General features: G+C 71.4%; 13 protein-coding genes. 6 read left to right on the top strand and 7 right to left on the bottom strand.

Features of this window, described 5'->3' with window-relative positions; translation table 11 throughout:
* Positions 1-91 precede the first annotated feature (91 nt).
* Entirely contained in the window at positions 92-1570 is a 1479-nt protein-coding gene (locus tag ACGFT2_RS15880) for a hypothetical protein (protein WP_393278166.1), read from the bottom strand.
* A 459-nt stretch (positions 1571-2029) separates the two neighbouring features.
* Here ACGFT2_RS15880 and ACGFT2_RS15875 point away from each other — a divergent pair, with 459 nt between their 5' ends.
* Positions 2030-2701, top strand: a complete 672-nt coding sequence (locus ACGFT2_RS15875; RefSeq protein WP_393278164.1) for a bifunctional DNA primase/polymerase — start codon at positions 2030-2032, stop codon at positions 2699-2701.
* Between the two features lie 129 nt (positions 2702-2830).
* Here the strand turns inward: ACGFT2_RS15875 and ftsY are convergent, their stop codons facing one another.
* On the bottom strand, positions 2831-4033 hold the full coding sequence (ftsY, locus tag ACGFT2_RS15870; RefSeq protein ID WP_393278418.1) for a signal recognition particle-docking protein FtsY: 1203 nt from the start codon (positions 4031-4033) through the stop codon (positions 2831-2833).
* Between the two features lie 170 nt (positions 4034-4203).
* Here ftsY and ACGFT2_RS15865 point away from each other — a divergent pair, with 170 nt between their 5' ends.
* Both ACGFT2_RS15865 and ACGFT2_RS15860 read left to right on the top strand, forming a co-directional pair.
* Positions 4204-5655, top strand: coding sequence for a cytosine permease (locus ACGFT2_RS15865; protein WP_393278162.1), 1452 nt, complete (start codon positions 4204-4206; stop codon positions 5653-5655).
* A gap of 118 nt (positions 5656-5773) precedes the next feature.
* Positions 5774-6745 (top strand): LLM class flavin-dependent oxidoreductase, encoded by a 972-nt coding sequence (locus ACGFT2_RS15860; protein ID WP_393278160.1) that lies wholly within the window; start codon positions 5774-5776, stop codon positions 6743-6745.
* A gap of 197 nt (positions 6746-6942) precedes the next feature.
* Here the strand turns inward: ACGFT2_RS15860 and ACGFT2_RS15855 are convergent, their stop codons facing one another.
* The 4 genes from ACGFT2_RS15855 to ACGFT2_RS15840 form a co-directional block, all read right to left on the bottom strand.
* Positions 6943-8361 carry a sugar porter family MFS transporter gene (locus tag ACGFT2_RS15855; RefSeq protein ID WP_393278158.1) on the bottom strand — a complete coding sequence of 473 codons (1419 nt, stop codon included), beginning with the start codon at positions 8359-8361 and terminating at the stop codon, positions 6943-6945.
* Between the two features lie 228 nt (positions 8362-8589).
* Positions 8590-12426, bottom strand: coding sequence for an AAA family ATPase (locus ACGFT2_RS15850; RefSeq protein ID WP_393278156.1), 3837 nt, complete (start codon positions 12424-12426; stop codon positions 8590-8592).
* Positions 12427-12687: 261 nt separating this feature from the next.
* Complete coding sequence (locus ACGFT2_RS15845; protein WP_393278154.1) at positions 12688-12891, bottom strand: hypothetical protein; 204 nt, start codon at positions 12889-12891, stop codon at positions 12688-12690.
* A 381-nt stretch (positions 12892-13272) separates the two neighbouring features.
* A complete protein-coding gene (locus ACGFT2_RS15840; RefSeq protein ID WP_393278152.1) occupies positions 13273-13554 on the bottom strand; it encodes an acylphosphatase in 282 nt (93 codons plus the stop codon).
* Positions 13555-13736: 182 nt separating this feature from the next.
* Between ACGFT2_RS15840 and ACGFT2_RS15835 the strand changes: the two genes are divergently transcribed.
* The 3 genes from ACGFT2_RS15835 to ACGFT2_RS15825 all read left to right on the top strand — a co-directional run bounded on the left by ACGFT2_RS15835 (position 13737) and on the right by ACGFT2_RS15825 (position 16533).
* Complete coding sequence (locus ACGFT2_RS15835; protein WP_393278416.1) at positions 13737-14963, top strand: CAP domain-containing protein; 1227 nt, start codon at positions 13737-13739, stop codon at positions 14961-14963.
* A gap of 253 nt (positions 14964-15216) precedes the next feature.
* Complete coding sequence (locus tag ACGFT2_RS15830) at positions 15217-15672, top strand: hypothetical protein (protein ID WP_393278150.1); 456 nt, start codon at positions 15217-15219, stop codon at positions 15670-15672.
* A 216-nt stretch (positions 15673-15888) separates the two neighbouring features.
* Positions 15889-16533 (top strand): hypothetical protein, encoded by a 645-nt coding sequence (locus ACGFT2_RS15825; RefSeq protein ID WP_393278148.1) that lies wholly within the window; start codon positions 15889-15891, stop codon positions 16531-16533.
* A 126-nt stretch (positions 16534-16659) separates the two neighbouring features.
* Here ACGFT2_RS15825 and ACGFT2_RS15820 read toward each other — a convergent pair whose 3' ends face one another.
* Positions 16660-17253: a flavodoxin family protein gene (locus ACGFT2_RS15820; protein ID WP_393278146.1), complete on the bottom strand. Its 594-nt coding sequence runs from the start codon at positions 17251-17253 to the stop codon at positions 16660-16662.
* Positions 17254-17309 lie beyond the last annotated feature (56 nt).

Raw genomic sequence — 17309 nt, 5'->3', positions numbered from 1 at the left:
GCGGCGGTCCTCTCGATGACCTGGCGTGGGGGAGCCGAGTCGGGCAGTTCGGGAGGACCGGCCGCGGCCGGGGCTCGGGTGACCGGAACGCTCAGACCGCCTCGGCACTCTCGGGCAGATCGACGGCGAGCTGATCGGTGAGGTCGACGACGACGGCGAGATCCCCGAAGTCGCGTACGGCCGTGTCGACCGTCTTTCGGATACGGGTGTTCACCCGCTCGGAACGGACCTTCTTGGCGATGTGCATGGCCTGCGAGGCGTACTCCGTGCTGCTCTCGGGTTCGCGGCGCAGCAGGTGCACGGTGGCCAGGCCGATCAGGTTGAGCGCGTAGGACCGCTGGTGCTCGGCGTCCTTGGCGAACAGCTCCACGGCCCGCTGCATGAGCGGCTCGGCCAGCGAGGCGTAGGTGGGGCTCCGGCCGGCGACGTAGGCGAGGTCGCGGAAGGAGTGGGAGTTCTCGCCGTACAGCTCGGCCTCGGAGAAGAAGCGGATCCAGTCGGGGTCCGGCTCGTCCCACTCGTCGGACTCGGCGAAGGTGTCCTCGGCCATGCGGACCGCGCGTTTGGTCTTGCCGGGCTGGCCCATGTTGGCGTAGGCGCGGGCCTCCATCGCATACAGCATGGACTGGGTGCGCGGGCCCGCACAGTCCCGGCTGCCGTACTGGGCGAGGTGGATCAGCTCCAGGGCGTCGTCGGGGCGGCCGAGATGGATCATCTGGCGGCTCATGCTGGACAGGACGTACGAGCCGAGCGGCTTGTCCCCGGCCTCCTTGGCCGCGTGCAGGGCGAGGACGAAGTACTTCTGCGCGGTCGGCTGCAGGCCCACGTCGTAGGACATCCAGCCGGCCAGTTCGGCGAGTTCGGCGGCCACCTTGAAGAGTCTGCGGGTGGTCGCCTCGGGCTGGGGCTCCTGGAGGAGGTCGGTGACCTCGTGCAGCTGGCCGACGACCGCCTTGCGGCGCAAACCGCCGCCGCACTGGGCGTCCCACTGGCGGAACATCTGCGTGGTGGACTCCAGCAGGTCCAGTTCGGGCTGCGAGAGCCGGCCCGGCCTGCGGGCCTCGAGAGCGGGAACCGGCTCGGCCGGGGCCGGGGAGGCGGGGGTGGGCACGAGCCAGCGCTGCATGGGCTCGATGAGGGAGGGGCCCGCGGACAGCGCGAGCGAGGTGCCGAGGAAGCCGCGGCGGGCGAGCATCAGGTCGCTGCGCGAGAACTCGCTGAGCAGGGCGACCGTCTGCGGGCCCGTCCAGGGGAGGTCGACGCCGGAGGCGGAGGGCGACTGGCGGGCCGCGCGCAGGCCGAGGTCCTCGATGGAGACCACGCAGCCGAAGCGCTCGGAGAACAGCTCGGAGAGGATGCGCGGGATCGGCTCGCGCGGGTTCTCCCCGTCCAGCCAGCGCCGGACGCGCGAGGTGTCGGTGGAGATGTGGTTGGCGCCCAACTGGCGTGCCCTGCGGTTCACTTGACGGGCCAGCTCGCCCTTGGACCAGCCGCTGCGCACGAACCACGAACCGAGCAGCTCGTTGGGGCGCTTGTCAGCGCTCGCCCCGCTACCGCCGTTGCCGCCCACTGGAACGCCCCCATCCCTGAGACCACTTGTCGCCCTGGTGCGCCAAGCCCTATCAGGATGCCGGTATGCACGGCCCGCCGTCCGCCGGTTCTCACCCTTCGAACGAGTTGCCGACTTGCCTCCGGCATACCCGGAAGTGCATGTGCCCCCAGGGTTCGCACACTCACAGTAATCCCGCGATCACCGCTCCAGCCACGGGGATCCCGGAAACGCCACCATTCGCCACCCCTTCGAATGAACTCACGATGGCGTCCACGCGATTCACTTGACATAGGACGACCGGAAGTGGGCGGAGTGAGGCATACCAGGGGCGCACGGCCTCAGGTGCGCCACCTCATTCGCTTCGATGCGCCGCCCTGATCTCACGGCACCGCGGGCACGCGAACCCGTAGCGTTACGTTCCGCTTCCGTCTCGCTCCGTGTCGTAACCACCGGCGCGCCGGACCCGTTGGAGGGGGCATGGGCTTCACGATCGGCGGCATTCGCGAGATCCGCTCCGGCACGCGCCGGCGCGGCCGTTCCTCGGAGTGCACCACCGTCGCCGAGTTCACCGGGCTGTGGGGCTGGGACGTGGTGCCGGGAGCGCGGGCCGCGGCGGGCGCCTGTTCGTGCGGACGGGCCGACTGCCCGGCGCCGGGTGCGCATCCGCTGGACTTCGCGTCCCCGGTGCCGGCCGGGGCCACGCTGGACGAGGCGACGAAGGCCTGGTCCGAGTTCCCGGGCGCCGCGGTGATGCTGCCGGTCGGGCGTGCGTTCGACGTCATCGAGGTCTCCGAGGCCGCCGGGTGCCGCGCCCTGGTCCGGCTGGAGCGCATGGGCCTCCCCGTCGGCCCGGTGACCGTGACCCCGGACGGCCGCGCCCACTTCTTCGTCGCGCCGGGCGCGGCGACGGAACTCCCCCGGTTGCTCTACCGCACGGGCTGGGACGACCCCGCCGCGCTGGACCTGCACGGACTCGGCCCGGGTGCCTGCATCACCGCGCCACCCTCCGACCGCGGCGGCCTCGGCCCGGTGCGCTGGCTGCGTCCGCCCGCGCTGGACTCGGCGACGAAACCCCCGGCGGCCCGGCTGCTGCTGGGCACGCTGGCCTACGTGGCACACCGGTCGCGGGCCAGGGCCCGACGGTCCTGACCCCCCGGCGAACGAAGCGCCCGCCCCCGGCTGCACCTTGGGGGCGGGCGCTTCTCGCGAGCACCGCGGACCGGTCCCGGCCGTACGACCACCTACGCCGTACGACCACCTACGGAGATCCGGAGGTGGTCAGTCACCGATGAGGGCGTCCACGAACGCCTCCGGCTCGAACGGCGCGAGATCGTCCGCGCCCTCGCCGAGTCCGATCAGCTTGACCGGCACGCCCAGCTCGCGCTGGACCGCGACGACGATGCCGCCCTTGGCGGTGCCGTCCAGCTTGGTCAGCACGATGCCGGTGATGTCCACGACCTCGGCGAAGACGCGGGCCTGCACCAGGCCGTTCTGTCCGGTGGTGGCGTCCAGGACCAGCAGCACCTCGTCCAGCGGCGCGTGCTTCTCCACGACCCGCTTGACCTTGCCCAGCTCGTCCATGAGGCCGGTCTTGGTGTGCAGCCGGCCGGCGGTGTCGATGAGGACGACGTCGACCCCCATCTCCTTGCCCTCCTTGACCGCGTCGAAGGCGACGGAGGCGGGGTCGCCGGCCTCGGGCCCGCGCACGGTGTGGGCGCCGACCCGCTCGCCCCAGGTCTGCAGCTGGTCGGCGGCGGCGGCACGGAAGGTGTCGGCGGCGCCGAGGACGACCGTGCGGCCGTCGGCGACGAGCACCCGGGCCAGCTTGCCGGTGGTGGTGGTCTTGCCGGTGCCGTTGACCCCGACGACCATCACGATGCCGGGCTTGCGGTCCTCGGGCTCGGTCTTCACCACGCGGTCCACGTCCGTGCCGACCAGCTTGAGCAGTTCGTCGCGCAGCAGGCCGCGCAGCTCGGCCGGGGTGCGGGTGCCGAGCACCTTCACCCGCTCGCGCAGCCGCTCGACCAGCTCCTGGGTGGGCTGCACGCCGACGTCGGCGGTGAGCAGCGTGTCCTCGATCTCCTCCCAGGTCTCCTCGTCGAGGTGCTCGCGCGACAGCAGCGTGAGCAGGCCCTTGCCGAGGGCGTTCTGCGAGCGGGACAGGCGGGTGCGCAGGCGCACGAGCCGGCCCGCGGTGGGCTCCGGGATCTCGATCTCGGGAGCCTCGACGGTGGGCGGCTCCTCCACGACGACCGGTGCGGGGCCGCCCGGGAGGTCCACCTCCTCGATCGTCCGGCGCGGTTCGTCGCGCGGTGTCTCGGCCTCTTCGCCGACGTGCGGCTCGGCCGGGGGCGCGGTGATGTCGGGGACTGCGGGGGGCGGCGGAGGCAGCGGCTTCCTGCGCCGGCTGCCGACGATGAGCCCGCCGAGCGCACCGAGCACGACCACGGCGATGACTACAGCAAGGATGATGGTCTCCATAACCCGTCCAGTATCAGCCATGGGCCACGGCGTAAGCTCGTTTGTGGCTTCCTCCGAGAGACAAACGCCACTTATGACGAGGACTGGGAGCAAAGTACGATGGTGGCGGCTCTGTCAACGCGCGTAGAGTCCCCTCGTCACCTTGTCCCCCCATGTCTGGCACCTCTTTCATGAGCAAATCCGTCGAGACCGAAGGCGCTCTCGAGACCCGAGGCATCGAGCAGGTCCCCGACCACGAGCGCACCGCGAAGACCCGTGAGCTGTTCCCCACCTGGGTCGGTGCGAACATCAGCGTGCTGCTGCTGACGATGGGCGCGAGCCTCGTCGTGGCCTATCACCTGAACATCTGGCAGGCACTCGTCGTCGCGGTGACCGCGCCGATCGTGTCGTACGGCCTGGTCGGGCTGATCGGCATCGCCGGGAAGCGGGGCGGCGCCCCCGGCATGGCGCTGTCGCGGGCGGTCTTCGGGCAGCGCGGCAACCTGCTGCCCGGTTCGCTGATCTGGGTCGCCCGCTGGGGCTGGGAGACGATCAACGCGGTCACCGGCGCCTACGCGCTGCTCACCATCCTGGACATGCTGTTCGGCATCAAGGCGAACAGCGTGCTGGACATGGTGACGCTGCTGGTGTTCGTCGTGGCGACCTTCGCGATCTCCGGGCTCGGCATCAACGCCGTGCAGAAGTGCAACACGTACGCGACCTACCTCTTCGGCGTCTTCTCGGTGCTGGTCCTGGGCTACCTGGTGGCGAACACCGACTGGTCGAAGGTGATGGACCACGGTGCCGGCTCCACGGCCGCGGTGATCACCGGTGTCGGCATGATCGCGGCCGGCGGCGTCAGCTGGATCCCGTCCGCCCCGGACTTCACCCGCTACCTGCCGCGCACGGCCTCGTCGAAGGCGATCGTGGGCACGGCGGTCGGTGGCGCCGGTGTCGTGGTCCTGCCGATGGTGCTGATGGGCGCGGTGATGGCGGTCGCCACGCCGGACCTGGCCTCGGCGACCGACCCGGTGTCCTTCCTCGGGGAGATCCTGCCGACGTGGATCGCGGTGCCGTACCTGTGCATCGCGCTGATCGGCATGCTGCTGATCAACTCGATGTCGATGTACTCGGCCGGCTTCACCGCGCAGACCCTCGGTTTCAAGGTGCCGCGCCACTGGGCGGTCTCGGTCAACGCCGTGATCTCGCTGATCTTCGGCGGAGTGCTGATGCTGGTGGCGACGAGCTTCATGGGCTCGTTCATCGCCTTCCTGTCCCTGCTGGCGGTCGCCTTCTCCGCCTGGGTCGGTGTCTTCGGCGCGGACATGCTGCGCCGCACGGAGTACGACGCCCGGGCCATGACCGACACCACGCGCTCCAGCGCCTACTGGTACCGGGGCGGCTTCTCCCCCGCGGCCGTGGCCGCCTGGGCGGTCGGCCTGCTGTCGGGCCTGATGTTCACCACCTCGGACTGGTTCACCGGCCCGCTCGCGAAGAACAACGTCATCGGTGAGTACGGCCTCGGCTGGGTCGCCACGATCGTGATCTCGGGTCTGCTGTACCTGGCGCTGCCGAAGCCGCCGGTGACCACGCCGGCACCGGCCGAAGAGCCCACCGCGCAGAGCGAGCCGGCCACCGTCTGACGCCACCGGCCCCGGCCACTTCCGTGGAGCGCCGCTCCACCGCGCACCCCTCCTGGCCATCTGACGCTTCGTCAGCTACCGTCCCCCTCCACCGCATCGCACCGGAGGGGGACTTCCCATGCCCGTCACGGTCGTACGTTTCAATCTGGTCGCCCCCGGCGCCGGACCCGCCGCCCTGTCCGCCCGCTACCGGGCCGCGCTGGCGATGGCGGCGTACGCGGACGAGCACGGCGTCACCACCGTGCAGACCGAGGAGCACCACGGCGCCGACGACAACTGGCTGCCGTCGCCGTTCGCCTTCGCGGCCGCGGTGTTCGGGGCGACCCGGAACATCGCCGTCACGGTGTCGGCGGTGATCGGCCCGCTGCACGACCCGTTGCGGCTGGCCGAGGAGATCGCCGTACTGGACCTGCTGAGCGGTGGCCGGCTGGTGACGGTGGCCGGGATCGGGTACCGGCCCGAGGAGTACGCGCTGTTCGGCGTGGACTGGAAGCGCCGGGGCCGGCTGCAGGACGAGCTGCTGGAGACGCTGCTGAAGGCCTGGTCGGGCGAGGAGTTCAGCTATCGGGGCCGTACCGTACGGCTCACCCCGCGCCCGTACACCGACCCGCACCCCCTGCTGCTGGTGGGCGGCTCCTCGAAGGCCGCCGCCCGCCGGGCCGCGCGGCTCGGCCTGCCGTTCTTCCCGAGCGCGCACCTGCCGGAGCTGGAGGCCTACTACAAGGAGAGGCTCACCGAGTACGGCACCGAGGGCTGGACGATGATGCCGGCCGCCGAGACCCCGCTCCTCCACGTCGCCGAGGATCCGGACCGGGCCTGGGCCGAGTTCGGCGAGCACTTCCTGCACGAGGCGCGGACGTACGCCTCCTGGCAGTCGGACCAGATCCGCTCGGCGGTGCGGTCGGCGGCCACGACGGTGCGGGAGCTGCGCGCGGAGGGCGTGTACCGGATCCTCACGCCGGAGCAGTGCGCGGCGCAGGGCCTGGACAGCCTGGTCCTGCATCCGCTCGCGGGCGGCATGCCGGTGGAGGAGGGGTGGCGGAGCCTGCGGTTGTTCGCGGAGCGGGTCCTGCCGGCCTTGGGCGGGTGACCCGCCCGGACTCCTCGCCGTAAGGGCAGTCCTCCCCGGCCGGGTCCGCCGAGGGACGGGCCCCCCGGGGCTCCGCGACCGGGCCGGGCGGAAGGCCGCCGCCCCCGGTCCGGGCAGTGACCGGGCCGGGGGCGACGGGATCTACGGGGAGAGGGGCAGCGGGGACTTGGCCCTTCCCCCCGAGTCCGGGGGGCTGCTCAGCCCATCTCCTCCAGCGACTTGCCCTTCGTCTCCTTGACGAACTTCAGGACGAAGGGGATCGAGAGCGCGGCGAAGATCGTGTAGATGATGTAGGTGCCGGACAGGTTCCAGTCGGCCAGCGACGGGAAGCTGGCCGTGATGGCCCAGTTGGCGATCCACTGCGCGGAGGCGGCGACACCGAGCGCGGCGGCACGGATCCGGTTCGGGAACATCTCGCCGAGGAAGACCCAGACCACCACACCCCACGAGAGGGCGAAGAACAGGACGAACACGTGGGCGGCGATCAGCGCGACCCAGCCCTGGGTGGCGGGAAGCTTGCCGTCCACCAGGTCGTAGGAGAACGCCCACGCCTCCAGCGCGAGGCCGATGACCATGCCGACCGAGCCGATGAGGGCGAGCGGCTTGCGGCCGATGCGGTCCACGAAGATCATCGCGATCACGGTGCCGACGATGTTGATGATCGACGTCGTGAAGGAGTAGAGGAAGGAGTCCGTCGGGTCGACGCCGACCGACTGCCACAGCGTCGAGGAGTAGTAGAACGCGACGTTGATGCCGACGAACTGCTGGAAGACCGACAGGCCGATACCGATCCAGACGATCGGCTTGAAGAAGAACGAGCTGCCGAGCAGGTCCTTGAAGGAGGACTTGTGCTCCCGCTTCATGGCGTGCTCGATCTCGGCGATCCGGGCGTCCAGGTCGATCTTGTCGCCTTCGACCTCCTTCAGCACCTCACGGGCGCGCTCCTTGCGGCCGACCTCGATCAGGAAGCGCGGCGACTCGGGGATCGCGAAGGAGAGCAGGCCGTAGAGGACGGCCGGGATCACCATGACGCCGAGCATGACCTGCCAGGCCTCCAGGCCCAGCAGCTTGCCGCGCTGGTCACCGCCCGCGGCGTTCAGGATGGCCCAGTTGACCAGCTGGGAGACGGCGATGCCGACCACGATCGCGGCCTGCTGGAAGGAACCGAGGCGACCGCGGTAGGCCGGTGGGGCGACCTCGGCGATGTAGGCGGGGCCGATCACCGAGGCCATGCCGATGGCGAAGCCGCCGATGATGCGCCAGAAGGCGAGATCCCAGAGAGCGAAGGGCAGCGCGGAACCGACGGCGCTGATCGTGAAGAGGACGGCGGCGATCTGCATGCAGCGGATACGGCCGATCCGGTCCGCTATGCGGCCGGCGGTGGCGGCGCCGATGGCACAGCCGATCAGCGCGATCGCGATGACCTGCGCGAGGGCCGCGGAGCCGATGTCGTAACGGCCGCGGATGGCCTCGACGGCGCCGTTGATGACGGAGCTGTCGTAGCCGAAGAGGAAACCGCCCATGGCGGCCGCCGCCGCGATGAAGATGACATGCCCGAGATGCTCGGGATGAGCCGTCCTGGCTCCTGGCTGAGGTGCCTGCGCAGTGCTGGTCACGAAAAAACTCCTCGGGCCGCGGCAACGCTGCCGGGGTGGGGGTGATCCCTTCCGGGTATCCAGTGGCGCACAGGTTCACACCACTTACACCTGAAGGTAAAGACAACGTTGCAGAGACTATGCCTTCAAGTTTCGAAGTCAATACCTCAACGGCTGTGAGTTTTTAGATGCAGCGAAGCTCTCTATGTTCAAGAAGTGAACGAGAGTTAGTTGATCTTGATGGCTGCGTCAGCGAAGGCGCTGCGAGATGACCTTCGACACGCCGTCGCCCTGCATGGAGACGCCGTAGAGCGCGTCGGCTACCTCCATCGTGCGCTTCTGGTGCGTGATCACGATCAGCTGCGAGGCCTCCTGCAGCTCCTGCATGATCCGGATCAGCCGCTGGAGGTTGGTGTCGTCGAGCGCGGCCTCGACCTCGTCCATGACGTAGAACGGGCTCGGCCGGGCCTTGAAGATGGACACCAGCAGCGCGACGGCGGTCAGCGAGCGCTCGCCGCCGGAGAGCAGGGAGAGCCGCTTGACCTTCTTGCCCGGCGGACGGGCCTCGACGTCCACGCCCGTGGTGAGCATGTTGTCGGGATCGGTCAGCACCAGACGCCCCTCCCCACCGGGGAAGAGCCGCCCGAAGACACCCTCGAACTGCCGCGCCGTGTCCCGGTAGGCCTCGGTGAAGACCTGCTCGACGCGCTCGTCGACCTCCTTCACCACTTGAAGCAGGTCGGCGCGGGTCTTCTTCAGGTCCTCCAGCTGCTCGCTGAGGAACTTGTGCCGCTCCTCCAGCGCCGCGAACTCCTCCAGCGCCAGCGGGTTGACCTTGCCCAGCTGCTGGTACGCCCGCTCGGCCGCCTTCAGCCGCTTCTCCTGCTCGGCGCGTACGAAGGGTCTCGGCCGGTTGCGCGGGTGCTCGGGATCCTCCGGCAGGATCTCGCCCTCGGCGGGGGGCGAGGGCGGCACGGGTTGGCCCGGCCCGTACTCCGCCGCCAGTCCCGCCGGCTCGACGCCCAGCTCCTCCAGGGCCTTCGTCTCCAGCTGCTCGATGCGCAGCCGCTTCTCGGCGCCGAGTACCTCGCCGCGGTGGACCGAGTCCGTCAGCTTGTCCAGCTCGGACTTCAGTTCCCGGCCCGCGGTGCGCGCTGCGGTCAGCTCCTGTTCCCGCCGGGCCTTGGCGGCCTCGGCGGCGACGCGCTCGCGGTCGGCCCGGGAGAGGGACACCTCGACGTGCGCGAGCAGCTGCCGGGCGCCCGAGGCCACGGCTTCCGCCACGGCCGCCTCGTGCCGCAGCCGGGCCCGGCGCTGCTCGGCACGCGCGCGTGCCTCCCGTTCGGCGCGCGCGGCCCGGTCGAGCGAGTCGGCCCGTCCGGCGAGGCCCTTGACCCGCTCCTCGTGGGTACGGACCTGGAGCCGGGCCTCCATCTCGGTCTGCCGGGCGTTGGCACCGTCGGCGGCGAGCCGGTCCCGCGCGGAGGTGTCCGGTTCCTCCTCGACCGGCATCTCCTCGGCCACGGCCAGCCGCTCGGCCAGTTCCTCGGCCTCCTGCACGGCCTTCTCCAGCGCCTCCTGCGCCCGCGCGGCGGCCGCCGCCGACCTTTCGGCCTCGCCGGCCGCCCCGCGGGCCTGTCCGGCGAGCCGTCCGAGCTGCTGGGCCACAGCCGACTTCTCCCGATCGGCGGCCCGTCGGCGCTCCCCCAGTTCCTCCACGAGGGCGGCGGCCGCCGCCCGGCGCTCGGCCGCCGCGCCCTGCGCCCCGGCCAGCTCCTCGCACCGCACCGCCAGCTCGGCCAGCTGGGCGGCGGCCTCGTCCACCGAGGCCTGCACCTCCAGCAGGCTGGGCACCCCGGCGGATCCGCCGTGCGCGAAGTGGGCGCCGAGCAGGTCGCCCTCGGCGGTCACCGCGGTCAGCTCGGGGTGGGCGTAGACGAGGTCCTCGGCGTCCTCCAGGGTGCCCACGACGACGATCCCGGACAGCAGGCGGCGTACGGCCGGCAGCAACTCGGCGGGGCCGCGCACGAAGCGGTCCGCCGGGGTGGCCGGGGGCGCAGGGGTTGCCGGTGCGGGCGCGGGTGTGCCGGGGCCGGGTGCGTCGTTGGCCGCGCCGCTCAGGGGTGGCGGCGGTGCGTGGTCGGGTGCGGGTGCGTCGTTGGCCGCGCCGCTCGGGGGTGGCGGCGGTGCGTCGTCCGGTGCGGGTGCGTCGGGGCCCGCGCCGCTCAGGGACGGGGGGGTTGCCGGTGCGTGATCGGGTGCGGGTGCGTCGGGGCCGGGCGCGCCGTTCCCCGCGTCCCTGGGGGGCGCCGCCATGGGTGTGCGGTTCTCCGCACCCCTTAGGGGCGGTGCCGGTGTGGTTTCGGGGGCCGTCGTCAGGAGCAGCGCCGCTCGGCCGCCGTCCTGTTTGCGGAGCAGGCGGATCGCCTCGGCGGCCGAGGCCGGGTTCGTCACGGCGACGGCGTCCGCCGCCGCGCCGAAGGCGGCGGCGAGGGCGGTCTCGTGGCCGGGCGTCACCGTGAGCAGTTCCGCGGCCGGGCCGAGGACTCCGGTGAGGCGGTCCCGGGCGCCGAGCAGTATGCCGGTGCCGTCCTTGCGGCGCAGGCCGAGCGCCAGTGCCTCGTGGCGGGCCTGGGTCGCGGCGCGCGCCCGTTCCGCCGCGGTGACCGCCTCGCGGGCCGCGCTCAGGGCGGCCTCGGCATCGGCGAGCAGCCGCTTGGCGGTCTCGTGCCGCTCGGCCAGGTCCACGTCGTCCGCGTCGAGGCCGTCGACCTCGGCCTTCTGGGCCTCGTACTCCTCCTGGGCGCGGACCGCGCGCTCCTGGGCCTCGTCGCGGGCCGTGGCCAGCCGGTCGATCTCGGCCTGGGCGGAGGCCGCACGCGAGCGGGCCGCGTTGACCTGCCCGGAGAGGCGGGCCAGGCCCTCGCGGCGGTCGGCGATGGCGCGGGCGAGGTCCTTCAGGCGACGCTCCTCGACCGCCAGCTCCCGCTCCAGCTCGGCGCGGTGGGCGACCGTGTCGTCCAGGGCGTGCTGGGCCGCCTCCAGGGCCGCTTCCAGCTCGGCCTCCTGCTCACGGACCCGGGCCGCCTCGCGCTGCAGGTCCTCGGGGTCGCGGCCGCGCCGCTCCTCGTCGGGCGCCGAGGTCGCGCTCTTCACCCGCGCGTCGGCCAGCGAGACGGTGCCGCGGACGCGCTCGGCCAGCTGGGACAGCTCGTACCAGGTCTGCTGGGCGCGCTGCAGCCGGGGCGTGAGCCGGCGTACCTCGTCCTCCAGCAGGGCCTCGCGCTGGAGTGCCTTCCTCAGCTCCCGGTCCGCGGTGTCCTTGCGTTCCTTCAGGGCGGCCTCGTCGGCGATCTCCGCGTTCAGGGCTTCGCGCATCCGTACGAGGTCGTCGGCGAGGAGCCTCAGGCGCGCGTCGCGCAGGTCCGCCTGGATGACGGCGGCCCGCCGCGCGACCGCCGCCTGGCGGCCCAGCGGCTTCAGCTGGCGCCGCAGTTCGTCGGTGAGGTCCTGCACGCGCGCGAGGTTGGCCTGCATCGCGTCCAGCTTCCGCAGCGCCTTCTCCTTGCGCTTGCGGTGCTTCAGTACGCCCGCGGCCTCCTCGATGAAGGCGCGCCGGCCCATGGGGTCGGCGTGCAGTACGGAGTCGAGCTGGCCCTGGCCGACGATGACGTGCATCTCGCGGCCGATACCGGAGTCGGACAGCAGGTCCTGGATGTCGAGGAGACGGCAGGTGTCGCCGTTGATCTGGTACTCGCTGCCGCCGTTGCGGAACATGATCCGCGTGATGGTGACCTCGGCGTACTCGATGGGCAGCGCCCCGTCGGAGTTGTCGATGGTCAGCGACACCTCGGCCCGGCCGAGCGGGGGACGCCCGGTGGTGCCGGCGAAGATGACGTCCTCCATCTTGCCGCCGCGCAGGGACTTGGCGCCCTGTTCGCCCATGACCCAGCTGAGCGCGTCCACGACGTTGGACTTGCCCGAGCCGTTCGGACCGACGACGCAGGTGATGCCCGGTTCGAACCGGAGCGTGGTCGCGGAGGCGAACGACTTGAACCCGCGGAGGGTCAGGGCCTTGAGGTGCACGCCGCCGGACTCTACCGGGCGCCGCTACCTCACTCCACGAACCCTCGCAACCGCGCGGTTTCGCCAATGAACATGCAGGGCACACCGTACGTTAAAGAGGGTGAAAGGATGCGCGGGGGAAAGAAAGAAAAGAAGGGACGCCGAAGCGTCCCTTGCAACTCTGAGGCAACTCTGACGACCGGGTCCCGGTCGTCCGATCAACTGAGCGGTTGATACGGGCAGCCCAACCACTGCGACTGCTGTCGTGGAGCGATGCAGTGATCAGGTGAGCGCAGGCTCCGCCTGGTGTGCGTCGATGCTCTCCATGATCCTGTCCTGAGAGGCGGCAGCCGCCAGCGCTTCGTTCTCCGCCTGGATGCGTCCGAGTTCGGACTCCAGGTCCTGTACACGCTGCTGCAGCCGTCGCATCTCGGCGAGGAGTCGAGGGTCGGAGCCGCCGACGTAACCGAGAAGCGCCTTTGCCATGATGGATGGTCCTCCACACTGAGTGACCGACCGATGCGGTGTGGGTCGTGAGGGATTCGCACCCTCGGTGCTTGGCACATCGGGGTGTTGCTCTGTGTTGCTCCATGCCAAACAGCTAAGGTGCGCGGGGCTTTCAGCGTCTCACCAAAAAGTTTGACGGTCAACACGATCACGCCCCGTATTGGCGGGCAAACCCGGGCGCGCGGCCGGAAAGCGGCGGCGCTGCGACTCCTGCGGGGACCCTCGGGACGTGACGATCAGCTGTACCGACGGAGCCTGCCACGCCACGCCGTTCTTGGCAACCACCAGGTCGTTTCCGCTTTCCGCATGTGCCCCCGGCAGCTTGCCGCGCTCCGGCCTGCGGGTCTGCACGGAACCGGCTCAGCGGATGGCGAAGCCGTCGTAGCCCCCGCGGGGTGTGTCCCAGATCTCGGTGACGCCGTCCACCCGCCCGGGCGTGTCGTCGCCCTGGAGCCAGTGGAGCAGTCCCTCGCAGTCCGGGCGCGGCCCCTCCGCGACCACCTGGACCCGGCCGTCGGCCAGATTGAGAGCAAAACCACTCAGGCCGCCGATCTCCAGCGCCTTGGCACGGGTGAACCAGCGGAAACCCACACCTTGCACGCGTCCACGCACCCAGGCGACCAGTCGTACTTCCTCGCTCATGGGGGCAACCTAACCGGCCCCTGTCACCCGGGACACATCGCGCCCCCCTTGGCATGCGGTAGCGTCCGCATCCAATACATCTCATATGAAACTCACTCCTTCGAGTGAGCCGGGTCGACCAGGGGGAGTCACTCGCCGCGCTGACACCGGTCGACCGCGAGCACGAGGAAGAGGGCAAGGACATGGGACGCCACCGACGCTCCGCCGCCGGCCGCGCCGCCACCGGTCACGCCACGGAGGCCGCCACCCCCGGTCAGGCCACGGAGGCCACGGACCCGCACGGCTCCGCCACGGCCGGCGACGGTCCGCACGCCTCGTCCGCGGGCCGAACGGTGCCCATGGGCATCGCGCCCTACTTGAATCCGGAGGCCTACGCCGAGGCCGACGCCAAGGCCCGGGCGTACCTCTTCGCGGAGGGCGACGGCCCGGCCGCTTCCGCCGCCGGCGGGTCCGCGCCGGCCGGCGGCCCGTCCTCCGGTCACCGGCACCGCAGGCGGGTGGGACGACCGGTGCGCGCGGGTCTGCTCGGGGTGTCCGCGGCCGTCGCCCTCGGCACGGTCGCGGTGGCCACGGGCGTGATGCCCGGCCTGGAGCACCACCGGCTCGGCGGCAGCACGAACACCACCGGCGCCGACCGCGTGCAGGCCGCGGGCTCTCCCAGCAACACGGCCAGCGAGCAGGGCGGCACTTCGGGCAGCGCCGACGCCGGCCCCGGCTCGCCCGCCGACGCCCCCGCGCGCTCGCAGTCCCCGAGCCGGCCCGCTTCCAAGTCCCCTTCCGCCTCCACGTCCCCCTCCCCATCGACCTCCGCCTCCGCGTCCGCCTCCGCCTCCGCCTCGAAGCCGGTCTCCCCCGCCCCCGCCTCGAAGCCGGCCTCCGCCGCCCCCACCCCGTCGAGGACCGCGAGCGGGAAGACGGCGCCAGGGGCGACGCCGTCCAGGCCGAAGACCACCCCGCCGCGCAGGACGAGCGAGCCGGCCACACCGACCAAGGCGCCGGCGGCGACCTCGGCGCCGGGGACGGTGACGACCGAGGCGACCGCCGAGGCGGAGGTGCTCCAGCTCGTCAACGCGGAGCGGGCCAAGGTCGGCTGCAGCGCGCTCGCGGCGAACTCCTCCCTGACCGGGCTGGCCGAGGCGTTCAGCGACGACATGGCCGCGCGGGGCTTCTTCGGCCACACCGACCCGGACGGCGCCACGCCCTGGGACCGGGCCGCGAAGGCCTCCATAACCGACCTCGGCGGCGAGAACATAGCCCGCGGCCAGGCCACGGCGGCAGCCGTGATGGAGGCCTGGATGAACAGCCCCGGCCATCGCGCCAACATCCTGAACTGCGACTTCAAGACCCTCGGCGTCGGCGTCCACTTCGGCCCGGGCGGCCCTTGGTGGACACAGGACTTCGGCTACTGAGACAACCACAGGCCGGACGGCCAGGCACTCCCGGGCCGTGTCCGGGCGGTCGACCGTGCGTTCCGCGTCCACGAAGAGGCGATCCACGGCGGCCCGGTTCCGGGCCCCGCGCGACGGCATCAGGTGCGTGTACGTCCGCAGCGCGCAGCCGGGGTCACGGAAACTCCGGCCCGAAGCCCTGACGCCGACCGCGTCGTCGACGAGCCGCGGGGGTAGCCACAACTGGACGACTCGTAGACGTCCGGGGGGCTCGATGGCCGACGATGTCGAAGTGCTGCTTCAGATGTACCGAGAGCAACATGATCAGGCTCGGCAACTCGAAACCCAGCGGGCCACCCTCAGCAACTTGATCATTGTCATCGCCTCTGCCGCCCTGGGGTTCACTGCTCAGCACGGCCTCGAAACGATCATGCTGGTCGTGACGCTGCCCATGGTCGGCCTAGGGGTCTATGGAGTGCTCGCCTGCCTCAAGTACCACGAACGCTCGGTCCTGCATCACAGAGCGGCTCGCCTGTTCAGCTGTCGCATCGAGGAACGCTTGCCGTCACTCCTCATCAGCGACGACTGGGCGGAGCTGCACGCACGACAGCGTCTTCGCTTCCCGAAGATCTTCAAGGTGCGTCTCTACGCTCTGTGGATCGCGCTGCATGCCGGCATCGCGGCAAGTGGAGCCACCCTCTCGGCGGTCGTCTTCGCGCATGGGCTGTGACTTCGGCCCATCCGGGGCCGTGTTGGGGGGCCGCCGAAGGGTGCCCAGCGACGACCGGCGCTACCACCCACGACGGCCGGGGCGCGGGCAGCGGCGCTGGTCGAGGACAGGGCCGCAGGCCACAGACGTGACCCTCTTCGAGGCGTGGTCACCCGGACAGGCGCGGCACCGCACATTCCGCCCCTGACGGTGGCCGGGGGTGGAATCATCGCCGGCATGAATGAAGGAACGGCGGCGCTGGTCGCCGGGCTCGCCGGGACGGCGGGTGCGCTGGGAGGCGCGCTGATCGGTGCGGTGGCCGCTGTTCGCGGGGCGCGGATCGGGGCGGAGAGGGCCGCGCAGGCCACGCGACGACAGGTCCAGGACCAGGCGTCGGCCGAACACGTCCACTGGCTGCGACAGCAGCGGCTGGAAGCCTACGCAACGCTCCTCGCGGCCTACGACGCACATGTGTCGTCGGCGTTCCGGACCCGCCGGAGGCTCAGCCCGTCGCCCACGCGGACTGCGATACCCGACGAGGAACTGGACGAGCTGCTCACGACGGCGAGAGCGATCCGCCGGGAGCGGCAGCGCGTCAAGCTGGTGGGTCCCGAACCGGTTCACTCGAAGGCCGTCGAGCTGGAGGACGCGGTGTGGAGCCACTGGTCCTCTCTCACCGATCTCGCCGACGCGGTGCGGGACTGCTGCGCGGAGGACGATCTGTTTCACGAGGAGAGCGACGGACAGCGCACCATGGCAGCGGCTCACAACGCCTTCGTCCGAGCGGTCGGCTCACTCCTGGAGGCTCCCGTCGTCACCGGTGACGAGCCGGCCGGCCCGTCGCCGGACCGTCGAAGGCGGCTCGGCGACGACCGACGCTGAGCGCCCCGGCGACCGACGCCGAGCGCCCCGACGGCCGGGGCGCAGGCAGCGGCGTCGGCCGGCGGCGCGGCCGCGCAGGTCAGGGGCCCGAGCCGGCGCTTGTCCGGTCGCCGGGGCCCGGCCCGGTCACGCGGCGGTGCGGCCGCGGGCGAAGAGGCGCGCCGTCTCGGTCACCCGGCGGCCCAGGTGCTCGGCGGTGGCCAGGTCGGCCTTGTGCACGTCCTCGGGGCCCTGGTCGTTGTTGCTCTGGGCGGCGGCGCCGGCGAAGAAGCCGAGGCGGTTCAGGTCGTTCTCCGATGCGGTGCTGCTGTTCCAGCCGGGGAGCAGGCCGAGGTTGACCCAGTGCATGCCGTGCTGGGCGGCGAGCGTCTGGAAGAACTGCAGGGTGTGCAGCTTGTCGCCGCTCTTCGAGGCCGAGTTCGTGAAACCGGCGGCCAGCTTGTCCTTCCAGTCCTGGCCGAACCAGCGCTTCGAGGTCGCCTCGGCGAAGACGTGGAAGGCGCCGGAGGCGGTGCCCATGTAGGTGGGCGAGCCGAAGACGATCGCGTCGGAGTGGTCCAGCGTCTCCCACTGCTCGTCGGTGATCTCGTCGACCCTGATCAGGTGCACGTCCGCTCCCGCGTCTGCCGCACCGGCGCGGACGGCGTCGGCGAGGACGGCGGTGTGGCCGTAGCCGGAGTGGAAGGCGATGGATATGACGGGGCGGACGGTGGGGGTCATGACACTCCTTGGAAAGGGCACCTCAAAAGCAGTACCGAAAGGAAAGCACTAACCAG

It is taken from the genome of Streptomyces sp. NPDC048514 (assembly GCF_043199955.1).
Classification (GTDB): Bacteria; Actinomycetota; Actinomycetes; order Streptomycetales; family Streptomycetaceae; genus Streptomyces.
The sequence above is the reverse complement of the archived record's forward strand: the minus strand, read 5'-3'. Positions and strand labels throughout refer to the sequence as shown.